This is a genomic window from Ruegeria sp. AL3 (genome assembly GCF_056536065.1).
Window position 1 is genome coordinate 2,598,042 of record NZ_JBQFJG010000001.1, and the last position, 12,747, is coordinate 2,610,788.

Consider the following 12,747-nt stretch of genomic DNA (forward strand, 5'->3'; position numbering starts at 1 on the left):
ATGTGCATTGTTTGCCGATACCGCTGGGCTACAATGGAGCAATAGACGCCATGGAGGACAAAATGCCAGATTTCCATCGCCTTACGCTTGGAAAAGCAGTCGCGATACTTGCAGTTTGCGCTTTGTGGCTGTCGGTTCTGAGCGCAGCGGCCCGCGCGGCAGACATTACACCGTTCACAGGAGATTATATCGGTTCAGCCGAAGTTGTGGACGCGGATGGCACGACAACGCCCCGCGACATGAGCGTTTCCATCTTCGAGACCAAGAACGGTTTCAACGTCAGTTGGCGGACGACGACATACAAGTTGGATGGACGCGTAAAGGAACAGAAGTTCTCGATTGATTTTGTTCCGTCGGATCGACCGGATGTGTTTTCGGCGGCGATGAAACGCAATGTTTTTGGTCACGAAGTCCCGTTGGACCCGATGAAGGGCGAGCCATTTGTATGGGGCCGCATCGTCGGCGAAACACTGACCGTGTTTTCTTTGTTCATTGACGAGGACGGAGGATATGAGTTGCAGCAATTCGACCGCACGCTTGCTCAGGGCGGGCTGAACCTCGCGTTTTCACGATTCATAGATGGTCAAAAATCACGATCGGTCGAGACTTTCCTGATGAAACGATAAACCCCGCGCCGGGCGGGGTTTGAAGGTTCACTTCCGAAAGCTGTCCAGTGACACGATATCCGCATCGTGATGTATTTCTTCTTCTTCGACTTCGATGTCGTCTTCGATGATCTGATCTTCTTCGATTTCGTCTTCCGGGCTTTCAAAGCGAAGGCCGAATTCCACGGACGGGTCCACAAACGTCTTGATTGCGGAATAGGGGACGTACAGCGGTTCCGGGGCGTCGCCAAAGTTCAAAGTGATGCCAAAGCCGAGGTCACCGACTTCGAGGTTCTCGAACCAGTGCTGCATGACGATGGTCATTTCTTCGGGATAGCGTTCACGCAGCCAGTCGGCGATTTCCACACCATCTTCACGTGTGTCGAACGTGATGAAAAAGTGATGCGCCCCGGGTAAACCGGTTTCAGAAACGTCCTTCAGCACTGTTTTGATCAAGCCGCGCATGGCGGTGTGCATCAGGTTTCCATAGTCGATGCCTTGCGACATGTGTGATCCTCAAAAGTGGTTATGCTCAGCATAGGGGTTTTGTTCGGAAACGAAAGGGCGGGTACGACCGGATTGATCAGATATTGTGTGCAGCCAGGCCGGCAATCGACATCAGGGCAAGCACGGTTCCCATCCCTAATTTCAGTCGAAAAATCAAGGCCCCAGCAAGGATAGTTAGACCGAATGCGGTAAAATTCAACGCGGAAATCTGCGGCATGGGGATTGCCAGAGGACCCCATGATTTTTCAGACACCGATTCGAAAAGAACATTCAGGGCGAACCACACGGAAAGGTTGAGAATCACTCCGACGACGGCCGCGGTGATTCCATGAAGGGCCGCGGACAGGCGAGGACGCGCAGCCAGACGGTCAAGATATGGGGCCGCAAGAAAAATCCAAAGAAAGCACGGAACGAACGTCGCCCACAATGCAACCGCACCGGCTGCAAGCGCCAGCGTGAACCCGCCGGTCAGTTGCCCGGTCAGCATGGCGACAAACTGTGTGACAAGTATGAGCGGCCCCGGAGTCGTTTCCGCCAGACCCAGCCCATCAATCATCTGATCCGTGCTGATCCAGTGGTACTGGTCGACAACCGTTTGGGTCATATAGGCCAATACGGCATATGCGCCGCCAAAGGTCACAACGGCGAGTCGGGCAAAAAACCACCCCAGATCGCTCAGCAGTTGATGGCCTGTGACGCTCAGAGTAACGAGCGGGCCCAACCAAAGGGGCAACCAGACAGCAATCGTTCGCAGAGACCGCGCCAGATGTGGTGTTCCTTCTCGCGTGGGAGTTTCTACGGGTCCTTTGAAGGTCACGTACCCCCAAGCTGCGGCAACGAATATGATCGCCGGAAAAGGAAGGTTCAGCAGAAAAATGGCCAGGAAGGACAGGATTGCGATTGTTCGATGCTCGCGATCATTCAATGCCTTGCGCGAAAGATTGCGGAGCGCCTGCAAAACGATGACGATGACGGTTGCCTTGATGCCCGTGAAGGCCGACTGCACTAAGGGAACATCGCCAAATACTGAATAGAGCGCGACCAGAACCGCAATCACCAACGCGCCGGGCAACACGAACAAGCTGCCGGCAATCAGCCCGCCGGCAACGCCGCGCAGGCGCCACCCCGCATAGGTTGCCAGCTGCATCGCCTCGGGGCCCGGCAGCAACATGCACAGAGACAGGGCGCGCAGGTAAGTCTGTTCATCCAGCCAGGGTCGGCGTTCGACCAATTCCTGATGCATCAAGGAAATCTGAGCCGCAGGACCGCCGAAAGACAGCAGACCGATCCTGCCAAAGACCTTGAAAATCTCGGCCAGTGTCGGTGTCATGACGTTCGCCCGGTGGGCCAGTCATGGCTTTCGTCAAACCCATCGCGCGCCCAGCGATACATTGCGTCGTAAAGGTTCATCCCGGCTTTCAGGTTTTCATGGTCATCGCGGTACTGCCTTGAAAGCCCGACAGACACCGCCAACAATCCCGCCGCTTCGGGTGCAAGCGCGTGCCGGTTCGTGTCCGCTGCCCGGATGACCGTCGCCAACCGGTCCAGCGCAGGGGAGTGAAGCTCGAATTCATCCAACATTGTGTCAAACGTGCAATTGTCGCCTCGGTGGCTCCAGAACGTGTTCTCGATATCAAAAGGTGACGCCCCGAAAACAGTCGCAACGCTTTCGACTTCGCCGGGTGCCACAAAGAGGAACTTGGCGTCGGGATCAACAAACCTGCGTATCAGCCAGGGACATGCGATTCTGTCGATCTTGGGTCGGTGACGTGTGACCCACAGCGTATGGCCACCAATTCGATCAGGAATGCGTGTTGCGGGCACACGTGGTGCATCGGCCATGTCGCGCCAGGCATGCATTCCACCTTCCAGATATTCGGCTTGATGCCCTTCGCCGCGCAACCAGGAGACAACGCCCTGGCTCAGCTTTTTGCCTTTTTGACAGATAATTACGGCCGAACGGCCCGAGATCTTGCACAAAAGCCCCTGAAGATCCGTGGCCGGGTGCCGGATTGATGCGGGGATCAGATAGGGATCTTCTTCAAAATCGTCATTCAGGCAGACGTCGAATAGAACGGGCGCATTCGGAGTACCAATCAGACGCAGGAGTTGTTTGGGAGAAATAGAGTTGGGCGATGCCATGGCATGTTTCCTTGTGACCGCGGATACATGCGAAACTTGGGCTGTCGCCTCACGGGGCGTTCGCAATCTTACCCCATGGCACTTGCTAGCGCGCAAGGGTCATGGGGGTCAAGATTGCTTTGGGTTCACGCCCAGTCCAGGCGTTGCCCGGTCATGCATACGGGCAGGGTGTCCGATGGAAACTGGCCCAGCTCTTCAAAAAACGAGATGAAGTCAAAATGGTTGTAGGCTTCAACCATCTTTTCGGCCTTGAACCGCGCCATGACCTGGCCCGTGACTTCCAGTGGCGCGCCATTGTCAGCCCGAAAAGTACGAACATGCAGAATGGCAGACACCCAGTCGCCGTTTTCGATGATCTTGGGCAATTCGACCTTGATGTCCCCCAGAATATGGCGGAACGCCATGACCAGATCCCGAAAATCGTCCGCACCGACCTGCATTTCCGGAATCAGCCCCTCGGCCATCGTTTCGGGTGCAAAGAACTGATCAATTGCTTCGGTGTTTCCATTTTCCCAAACTTCGGAGTACCACTTTCTGAGTATCTCTGAATTCGTCATCCCAGTTCTCCTGTCCAAGTGCTGGCAAGATGGCAAAAAGGAATGAATAAACTCTGAATCTGCCAAGGGACGGGTGAATAAAATCAGACATGTGGGGGATTAATGCAGGTTTCTGTTGCCAGGTACCTGCGAACCCCGCCTTACGCGGCTAGGCGCAAGGGCTTAAGTTTCGGTCTTGCTACTGCTTACGCAGCAACTGCAACCGGAGCACGATTGTCGTTTGCAATTGTACTGTTTTCGCCGGTAACGGTGGCAGACAGCCGAGACAAAGCTAACCCCTTTAGACGTTCGTCGATCCTGTTTCGGCCCCAAAATCCCCAAACGAAGGATGGTTGGTGGAGCCGCCGGGTACCGCCCCCGGGTCCGATCCGCTTATTACGAGCGCGTTTATGTCCATAGTCCCGAAGGACGATTCTTATATAGGTGAGGTGATGGGTGGATGCAAACTCAGAATGAACTCAGCCGTGTTTAACATTTCCAATCTGTTAGGTGGCATTGTTGAAGTTTGCAGCGATGAGCCAGACGGCCAGAACCAGTTCGATTCCCCCAAAGATCAACGCCTTGGCCAAGGGGGGATTGTCCAGCGCGACTGACACAAACCGGCCCAGCGCCGCACCGGAATAGACAATGCCCAGCATGACATAGGCCATTGGGTTGTTCAGCCAGATAACGGCGATCCCCGTCACAACAAACAAACCACCGACCGAGGCGCGCATCTCGGACAACCCCATCGTGCTGTTGGTCGGGGCCAGATCCAGGGCCGACGCGGTGTGGGCCGGCGCCAGAAACCCGAATGCGCCGAACCCGATGGTCAGCAATGCCGCGATGACGTTCAGAGTTGCGACCATTCCGGCCCCCTTATGGTTCAGGCCGCGTAGGCGGCGTCAAAGAAATCACGTTCCAGTTCGACAGCGCGATGGAACAGTCGCGTGACCTCGGCCTGTTCGGCCGCATCCAGCGTCGGCCAGACGTTATCCAACTGACTGCGCAGATACTCCACGACGCTTTCGAACCCTTCGCCCGCATGTAGCGTGATCCATTCTGCAAACCAGAACGGCAAGCCGTTTTTGGGCGGGTTTTCTGGGCTGGCCCAGCTCAGATAAACCCATTCCGCCACGACGAGTACCGCCAGCATGTTCTGATAACGGCCAGAGGCTGCGGCTTCGGCCATCAGATCTTGAAACGCCCGCGTGGCAGGCGCGGGCTCGGTGCTGGGCTCAGTGCCCAAAGCGTCCATCGCGCGCAGGAAATAGGTGTTCTCGGGGCCTGTGATCACCGCCAGAAACTGCGCGGCCGGTACGCTGTCAGCAAGGGTCGGCGCATGCGCGATGGCGCTGGCCAAAAGACGCACGAAACCGTCGACGAACTGATAATCCTGTTGCAGATACCAGCGCATCTTGTTCTCGGGCAGGGTGCCGTCAGACAACTCGCGGGTGAAAGCATGGGTTGTGGCGGCCGTCCAGTCGTCGATTTTGCCCTGACGCAGCACTTCGGTTGGGCGGGTTTGGTCCTGCATTCGGAAGCTCCAGTTTTGTTTCGATGCAGACAAAGCGCGTTTCAAAACAAAGTACAAGGTCAGCCAAGGGCGGACCAAAGACCCAGACCACCGACCAGAATGAGGCTCAGGGCCCAGATGAGCTCCAGGTTGAACCAACTGCGCGACAGGAATTGCAGACCAAGCCAACGATAGACCGCAAAGGCCAAAAACCCGCCACCCAGAACCATGGCGGCCGTATGCAGCGCGGCGACGCCCAGAACCAAAAGGGTGTTCGTGGTCATGATCTGAGAAATCGCTTGATGGCCCGCGTCCAGTTCATCCACGGCACACAGGCCCAGATAGATTGGAACCAGCATCAGGGCAGCCCCGTGGGCAAGCGCCACAAGAAAAGACCACAGCGCTAGCCTGCTTGGCGGGATCCGCGAAAGAAAGCGGGGATGACGGCGGGTTATCGCGATGTACAGGCCCATGCCAATCACGACCAGAGCCGCGCCGATGCGGATTTCATTCTGATAATCGACCAGTACGGCCATCAGGGCAAAAGGAAGAAGTACGCCAAGCATGGCCACGAAATGCCCGCCAGCCAAAGCCGCGAGTGCACCCCAAAGCGCGGATTGGCGTTGTTCCATCAGAGCCGAAGACACCGCCAGCGGCCAGCCCATGCCGGGGTTCAGGCCGTGATAGGCTCCGCTCAGAACAACGGCCAGCCACAGGCCAGCCGTTGATGACATCAATAATTCCAACTCAGACCGACGGATAGCAGAAGCTGTCGGTTGAACAGTCTCCGCCCTCCAACCGTATCTGGTGGCTGCGATAGCCCTTGGGAAACTCTACCCAGAACTTCGGATCCAATGTCAGACCACCATTCTCGCCGACATCAGCCTTGACCATGGCCGCACCACCTTCCTCGGGGTAGAACTGATCGTCCCACGTGGAATAAAGCGAATTGGTCCAATAGACGCGTTTGCCGTCGCGGCTGATTTCGACCATCTGTGGACCATAGCCAAAGGTTTGACCATTTGGATGCTTTGTCTTTTTGACGATTCCGCCGATCTCGACCTTGCCTGCCAGGGTTGGGTTCATCGGGTCGGATACATCGTATTGATGCATCTCGCCGGTTCCCCAGCACGCGACATAGAGGTACTTGTCGTCCAGGCTCAGGTCGATATCAGTGACCAGCGGCGGAACGGCAGAGAAGCCCTTCAGAAGGTCAGGAAGATCATCAGGATCAGCGGGTTGCGGATCGATTGTTATGGTCTTCTTGGCTTCGAACGTGCCGTCATCATTGCGCCACCAGGTGAAGATCGCCCCTTGCAGGTTGGTCGTATCGACGACAACGCCGCAGAACCCGAATTGTTTTACGGGATCATGCGCGGGGCGGATTTCCAGGGCCATCTGATGGTTTTCGCCCAGATCGATGGTTTGAATATTCGTCCGGTTCCGAAGGTTCCAGAAATGGATGCGGTGGCCGTACTTGTTGGACAACAGATCCTCGGCCACCAGCCCGTTTTCGAATTGCGGCGGCAGGCCCCATTCGGAACTGACCATGTAGTCACGCGGCAGGTTCCACCAGAAATCATAATGCTTGTCCTGCACGCCGCGCTCGATCTCATAGCGCCCGATGATATCGAAGGTCTCGCAATCCATGATGAATATGCCCGGAGGGCCATCTGTGCCGTCGGGGCCGCCGCCACCAAGGGTGCTGACATAGATGCCCTCGGGCCCGCAATGGATCGTGTGCGGACGGGAATACCCTGTCTTTGCAAAGACTTCTTCGGGTTCGATGATCTTGTGAATCTTGGCCTCAAGCGGGTTCTTCACGTCAATGACATAAATCCGGCTGGACCGGATGCCCGGGATGATCAGATAGCGCCGCTCCAGAAACGCATGACCGCTCAGCGGCGACAGGGAAGAAGAACAGGCGTTCCAGCCAAAATGGTGAAATTCGTCGCCCTTTTCGGGCATGATCACCTGATGCACGATCTTTCCGAAATCGTCCGAGCTTGGATCGACATTCACAACCGCCAGCCCGTCGGGTTGAGAAAAGTCAGGGCTGAGCATCAGCGTGAATGCAAGCGTCTCAGCGGGGCCCTCCATCGCAAGTTTCGCGGATGGATAAAAACTTGGGTCCGGTCTTTGGTTCATAACGTCCTCCCGTAAGTCATTGAACTTCAATTCATATTGAAAGTTCCGATCTTGGCGCCGGATGAAAATCTGCCCGCTTTTTTGCCCCTTGTTCTGATCTTGTTTCGAATGCGGCCCTCAGGTCGGTTTACGTTTGCTTTCGGCCACGTCATGGGCCAGCCGTCGTGTGTAATGTTCCAGATCAACAAGTGCGGAGTCTACGGTGTCTGCGTCTTTTGCCTCAAGCGCGTCCACTATTCTGCTGTGCAGTCCGATGATCTCTTCGCGGGATCGCGCCGTGAATGTGATCATGTTCATCAGCGGTTGCATCGCTTCCACGGCGCCCGCCAGCTGATAGGACAGGACCGGGTTGCCAGCCCCATCCACCAGCGCGCGATGGAAAGTCACGTCCGAGGCGCAAAATGCCTCGTCCGTCAGGCCCGGTTGGGACTGGCGGAATATTTCTGCCCGCATGGTCGCCAGGTGATCTGCCGTGCGCCGCTGCGCTGACAAAGGCGCACAGGCCCTTTCCAGGGCATATCGCGCCTCGCATGCGGTATCGAAGCTGACCGCATTCATCGACAGCAGCAATGTCGAAGTCGTGACTTGCTGAGAATAGGCATCCTCAAAGCTCAGGCGATTCACGAACGCCCCGCCGGAAGCGCCGCGTTGTGTGCGGATCAAGGATTGCGCGGCCAGCCGTTTCAATGCCTCACGCACGGTCGGGCGAGAGACCTGGAACTGATCCGACAGCTCGGCTTCGGACGGCAGGCGCGCGTCCACGATCAGTTCACCCGATACGATCGCATCCCGAATGGCCTGGGCGATCTGGGCAGACAGGTCTGCGGTTTTCCGGGGCGCGGTTTTCATCTTCAGACGACCTTGGGCAAATTTTTATTTGTCTGACATTTAAAAGTCTGACATTTGAAAAGCAAGGGAGTTGAGTCGGGAGGCCGAAGTGAGTCGTACGTGGCTGCGCAGCGGAATGTGGCTGGGCTTTTATGTTCTGATCTTGTGGGCGTGGTGGGTCATGTTCTCGATGAGCCGGGACATGGGCCTTGATCTGATCGGCCGTCCGGGGCCGATGGGGCAGGCGATGGCCGCGATGGATCCGCGCATGGACATGTACATGCCCATGGCCGAGTTCGGGCCGCTGTTTTCAATGTGGGCGATCATGATGGCGGCCATGATGCTGCCGACCCTGATCCCGACCCTGCGCAGTTACGATGACCTGATCCGCAGCGCAAATGGCAGCCGCGCCGGCTGGCTGGGGGTTCTGGCCGGGTATTCCATCGTCTGGGTCGGGTTTGCGGCCGTGATCGCAGGAATTCAGTTGGTTCTGCTGTTTGGCGGTGTTGTCGATATGCTGGGAATTGCCAAATCCGGATGGGTCGCGGGCGGCTTGATGATTGCCGTGGGCGCCTTTCAGTTTTCCCGCGCCAAAGAGGTGTGCCACGGTGTCTGCCATGCCCCGATGACCTATTTCCTGGGACATTGGAGAACCGGTTTTGCAGGTGGCGTGCGCATGGGCCTGGGTCTTGGCGCCTTTTGCGTCGGCTGTTGCTGGGGCTTCATGGCACTCGGCTTTGTAGGCGGTGTCATGAGCCTGTTGTGGATGGGGCTCGCGACCCTGTTCATGGTTTTGGAGAAACTTCCTCAGATCGGGCACGCCGTGACCCGTCCAATGGGGTTTGTGTTGATTGCGGGCGGTATCGTCCTGCTCGTGTATCCAATTAGCTACGGAGGATAAGCCAATGGCTAAAAACAGAAAACCAGATGCCGATCGGCTGCCCGTCAGTCAGCGTATCGACAGCCGCATGCCCAATCCCAAGCGGCGAGAGATGAGTCCGACGGAATGGGCCATCAAGGGTGAACTGATCCTGAACTGTTCATGTGACGTGTTTTGCCCCTGCGTGGTGTCGCTGGGCGCACATCCCCCTACGGAAGGTCACTGCCATGCTTGGATGGGCATCATCGTTGATGAAGGCCACTATGAAGGCGAGGATCTGTCGGGTCTGAATGTCGGCTTGCTGGTCGATATTCCGGGCCGGATGGGGGAAGGCCAGTGGAAAGTCGCCGCTTATGTCGACGAGCGCGCAAGCGGCAAGGCTTACAACGGATTGTTGCAAATCTTCAGCGGTCAGGCGGGCGGCACGACCGGTCTGTTTACCATGCTGGTCAGCGAGATCATCGGTGCGGAACGGGCGCCGGTCCAGATCGAGCGCGACGGAAACAAACGTCGGATCGCGATTGGTCGCAAGATACAGGGAGAGATCGAGATGCTTGCGGGCAAGGACCCGGAGCATCCGGTGATGGTCTCAAATTCCAAATACTGGATGGGACCTGACATCATCGTGGCGCGTGGCACCAAATCGAAGGTGCGAGACTATGGCCGGGTCTGGGACTTTGGCGGCAAGTCCGCTGAAATCTGCCCGATCGACTGGCACGGGCCCAAATGATGATCACGGGCGGGTATGCGCAGGAAATGGCGCGTTACAATCGCTGGCAGAACAATCAGTTGGCAGAGTTTTTGCAATCTCTGACACCGAAGGAACTGACCCTTGAACGCGGAGCATTCTTTGGCTCGATTATGGGCACGGTGAACCATCTGCTGTGGGGTGACTGGATGTGGATGTCGCGTTTCGAAAAGCGCGACGGGCCAGATGGCAATATTCACAAGGCGGGCGGGGGTATCCATGAAAGCGTATACCTGTGCCCGGACCTGCAAAGCTGGTTGGCGTTACGCGAAAAGATCGATGCGCGTATCCTGAACTGGGCAGAAGGGCTGGGGGATGATCCGCTGACCGGCTCGTTCACGTGGTATTCCGCCGCAAAAGAGGCTGATGTCACAATGCCTTACGCGCTGTGCGTGATCCATTTCTTCAATCATCAGACCCATCACAGGGGGCAAGTGCACAAAATGCTGACCGAGACGGGCTCGGAAGCGCCTGTCAGTGATATCGTCTTTATGCCGCAGGAGGTATGAATGCCGCAGATTTCCGCCTCACGCCGCTTGCGGCGCACTCCGTTCTCTGAAGGAGTCGAAGCTGCCGGGGTCAAGGGCTATACGGTCTACAACCGTATGTTGTTGCCGACGGTTTTTGAAAGTGTTGAAGCCGATTACCGGCATCTTAAGACCCATGTGCAGGTCTGGGATGTGTCGTGCGAGCGGCAGGTTGAATTGCGTGGCCCTGATGCTGCGCGTCTGATGCAGATGCTGACCCCGCGCGATCTGCGCGGTATGCTGCCGGGGCAATGTTTCTATGTGCCGATCGTTGACGAAACCGGCGGCATGCTGAACGACCCGGTGGCGGTGAAGTTGTCCGAAGACCGATGGTGGATCTCGATTGCCGACAGTGATCTGTTGCTGTGGGTCAAGGGTATCGCCGTTGGGTACCGTCTGGATGTGCTGGTGGATGAACCGGACGTGTCGCCGCTTGCCGTTCAGGGCCCAAGGGCGGACGAGCTGATGGCGCGTGTCTTCGGGGACCGAGTGCGCGACATCCGTTTCTTTAAATTTGACATGTTCGAGTTCGAGGGGCGCGATCTGGCCGTCGCGCGATCCGGTTATTCGAAACAGGGTGGTTTCGAGATATACGTTGAAGGTGGCGATATCGGCATGCCTTTGTGGAACGCCCTGTTTGCCGCCGGCGAAGACCTGAACGTGCGCGCGGGCTGCCCGAACCTGATCGAACGCATTGAGGGCGGGCTGTTGTCCTATGGGAACGACATGACCGACGACAATACCCCGCATGAATGCGGTCTGGGAAAGTTCTGCAACACGCATACCGCGATTGGCTGTATCGGTCGGGATGCTCTGTTGCGTGTCGCCAAGGAAGGGCCGGTGCAGCAAATCCGGCCAATCGCCATAGCCGGTGAGCCTGTACCGGGCTGCGATCGTCCCTGGGACCTGTTTGCAAGCGGCAAGCGCGTGGGGCAGGTGACATCAGCGGCCTGGTCTCCGGATTTTGAAACCAATGTGGCGATCGGTATGGTGCGCCTGAGCCATTGGGATGCCGGGACGGAACTGGAAGTGGAAACACCGGCCGGGATGCGCCGCGCGACCGTGCAATCGCATTTCTGGATCTAGCAGAATCAAGGACGCTGCCGCGTCGACCTCGGGAAATTTTGAACCAGTTGACGACATGGGCTGGTCGCTGAACACGAAAGGAATGACAAATGTTCAATGCACTTGTGATGGACAAGGATGAAGAGAGCGGACTTGCCACCGGCTCGATCAAACAATTGTCGGTGGATGACCTGCCGCATGGTGATGTCACGGTTGCGGTCGAATATTCTACGGTGAACTACAAGGACGGCCTGTGCCTGTCTCCGAAAGGGGGCGGGCTGGTGCGGGCCTATCCGCATGTCCCCGGCATTGACTACGCCGGCACGGTCGAGGCCTCATCGGATGACCGCTACAAACCCGGAGACAAGGTTGTTCTGACCGGATGGCGCGTTGGTGAGGCACATTGGGGCGGCTATTCGCAAAAAGCCAACGCGCGGGCCGATTGGCTGGTGCCGCTGCCCGATGGGCTGACAACGCGTCAGGCAATGGCAGTGGGCACTGCCGGGTTTACCGCGATGCTGGCGGTCATGGCGCTGGAGGATCATGGGCTGACCCCGGATCGTGGACCGGTATTGGTAACCGGGGCCGCGGGCGGCGTCGGGTCGGTGGCCACGGCCATTCTTGGCAATTTGGGCTATGAGGTCGCTGCGGTCACCGGACGGCCCGAAACCGGTGACTATCTGAAATCACTTGGAGCGACGACCATCGTGCCGCGCGACGACCTGAACGAGACCACAAAACGCCCTCTGGAAAGCGAAACATGGGCGGGCTGCGTTGACGCTGTGGGCGGCGCCATGCTGGCACGCGTTCTGGGCCAGATGAAATACGGATGCTCTGTTGCTGCGGTAGGTTTGGCAGGGGGGGCTGCTTTGCCTGCGACGGTGATTCCGTTCCTGCTGCGCGGCGTGAACCTTTTGGGCATCGACAGCGTGATGCAGCCCTATGACAACAGGGTGCGCGCATGGAAACGGATCGCCACGGATCTGCCGATGGACAAGCTTGAGGCGATGGTTCAACCGGCCGGTCTGTCCGATCTGCCGCAACTGGGCGCCGACATTCTGAAAGGTCAGGTCAAGGGCCGCGTCGTGGTGGATGTGAACGCCTGAGGCTGACCCATGAAAGCAACCTGGCCGAAGAAACTCGGCCAGGTTCCGGAAAACGATGTTTGTCCAAATTGGTCGCAACACCTCTGGCCATTGATACAATTCCCGATCATGATTGCTATACATCCCAATTGCGATGGCG

At 57.3% G+C, this 12,747-nt stretch carries 15 protein-coding genes and 1 other RNA gene; 6 read left to right on the top strand and 10 right to left on the bottom strand.

What is annotated here, in order from left to right; translation table 11 throughout:
• Positions 1 to 62 precede the first annotated feature (62 nt).
• The gene (locus ACR3E6_RS13100) at positions 63 to 626 is read left to right on the top strand and encodes a hypothetical protein (protein ID WP_171632634.1); all 564 of its coding nucleotides are present in this window, start codon (positions 63 to 65) and stop codon (positions 624 to 626) included.
• A 27-nt stretch (positions 627 to 653) separates the two neighbouring features.
• Here the strand turns inward: ACR3E6_RS13100 and ACR3E6_RS13105 are convergent, their stop codons facing one another.
• The 10 genes from ACR3E6_RS13105 to ACR3E6_RS13150 all read right to left on the bottom strand — a co-directional run bounded on the left by ACR3E6_RS13105 (position 654) and on the right by ACR3E6_RS13150 (position 8,303).
• A complete protein-coding gene (locus ACR3E6_RS13105) occupies positions 654 to 1,112 on the bottom strand; it encodes an SspB family protein (protein ID WP_171168262.1) in 459 nt (152 codons plus the stop codon).
• 76 nt (positions 1,113 to 1,188) lie between these two features.
• Positions 1,189 to 2,442 (bottom strand): chromate efflux transporter, encoded by a 1,254-nt coding sequence (gene chrA, locus ACR3E6_RS13110; protein WP_171632627.1) that lies wholly within the window; start codon positions 2,440 to 2,442, stop codon positions 1,189 to 1,191.
• Positions 2,439 to 3,254, bottom strand: a complete 816-nt coding sequence (locus tag ACR3E6_RS13115; RefSeq protein WP_480487493.1) for a chromate resistance protein ChrB domain-containing protein — start codon at positions 3,252 to 3,254, stop codon at positions 2,439 to 2,441. The genes chrA and ACR3E6_RS13115 overlap by 4 nt, the downstream gene beginning before the upstream one ends.
• Before the next feature lie 125 nt (positions 3,255 to 3,379).
• Positions 3,380 to 3,811, bottom strand: coding sequence for an ester cyclase (locus ACR3E6_RS13120; protein WP_171632620.1), 432 nt, complete (start codon positions 3,809 to 3,811; stop codon positions 3,380 to 3,382).
• Positions 3,812 to 3,912: 101 nt separating this feature from the next.
• Positions 3,913 to 4,260, bottom strand: a transfer-messenger RNA (tmRNA) gene (gene ssrA, locus ACR3E6_RS13125).
• 36 nt (positions 4,261 to 4,296) lie between these two features.
• A complete protein-coding gene (locus tag ACR3E6_RS13130; protein ID WP_480487495.1) occupies positions 4,297 to 4,659 on the bottom strand; it encodes a DUF4345 family protein in 363 nt (120 codons plus the stop codon).
• A 17-nt stretch (positions 4,660 to 4,676) separates the two neighbouring features.
• Positions 4,677 to 5,327: a TenA family protein gene (locus ACR3E6_RS13135; RefSeq protein WP_480487497.1), complete on the bottom strand. Its 651-nt coding sequence runs from the start codon at positions 5,325 to 5,327 to the stop codon at positions 4,677 to 4,679.
• Between the two features lie 59 nt (positions 5,328 to 5,386).
• On the bottom strand, positions 5,387 to 6,040 hold the full coding sequence (locus tag ACR3E6_RS13140; protein ID WP_171231674.1) for a hypothetical protein: 654 nt from the start codon (positions 6,038 to 6,040) through the stop codon (positions 5,387 to 5,389).
• A gap of 13 nt (positions 6,041 to 6,053) precedes the next feature.
• On the bottom strand, positions 6,054 to 7,454 hold the full coding sequence (locus ACR3E6_RS13145; protein WP_480487499.1) for a selenium-binding protein SBP56-related protein: 1,401 nt from the start codon (positions 7,452 to 7,454) through the stop codon (positions 6,054 to 6,056).
• A 117-nt stretch (positions 7,455 to 7,571) separates the two neighbouring features.
• Positions 7,572 to 8,303: a FadR/GntR family transcriptional regulator gene (locus tag ACR3E6_RS13150; RefSeq protein WP_171723319.1), complete on the bottom strand. Its 732-nt coding sequence runs from the start codon at positions 8,301 to 8,303 to the stop codon at positions 7,572 to 7,574.
• 115 nt (positions 8,304 to 8,418) lie between these two features.
• Here ACR3E6_RS13150 and ACR3E6_RS13155 point away from each other — a divergent pair, with 115 nt between their 5' ends.
• From ACR3E6_RS13155 to acuI, 5 genes are all read left to right on the top strand, one after another.
• On the top strand, positions 8,419 to 9,183 hold the full coding sequence (locus tag ACR3E6_RS13155) for a DUF2182 domain-containing protein (protein WP_480488144.1): 765 nt from the start codon (positions 8,419 to 8,421) through the stop codon (positions 9,181 to 9,183).
• 4 nt (positions 9,184 to 9,187) lie between these two features.
• The gene (locus ACR3E6_RS13160; protein WP_152457918.1) at positions 9,188 to 9,892 is read left to right on the top strand and encodes a DUF1326 domain-containing protein; all 705 of its coding nucleotides are present in this window, start codon (positions 9,188 to 9,190) and stop codon (positions 9,890 to 9,892) included.
• Positions 9,889 to 10,419: a DinB family protein gene (locus ACR3E6_RS13165; RefSeq protein WP_371732221.1), complete on the top strand. Its 531-nt coding sequence runs from the start codon at positions 9,889 to 9,891 to the stop codon at positions 10,417 to 10,419. The genes ACR3E6_RS13160 and ACR3E6_RS13165 overlap by 4 nt, the downstream gene beginning before the upstream one ends.
• Positions 10,420 to 11,523, top strand: coding sequence for a dimethylsulfoniopropionate demethylase (locus tag ACR3E6_RS13170; RefSeq protein WP_480487501.1), 1,104 nt, complete (start codon positions 10,420 to 10,422; stop codon positions 11,521 to 11,523). It begins immediately after the preceding gene.
• Between the two features lie 89 nt (positions 11,524 to 11,612).
• Positions 11,613 to 12,608 (top strand): acryloyl-CoA reductase, encoded by a 996-nt coding sequence (gene acuI, locus ACR3E6_RS13175; RefSeq protein ID WP_152457920.1) that lies wholly within the window; start codon positions 11,613 to 11,615, stop codon positions 12,606 to 12,608.
• The last annotated feature ends 139 nt before the right edge of the window (positions 12,609 to 12,747 follow it).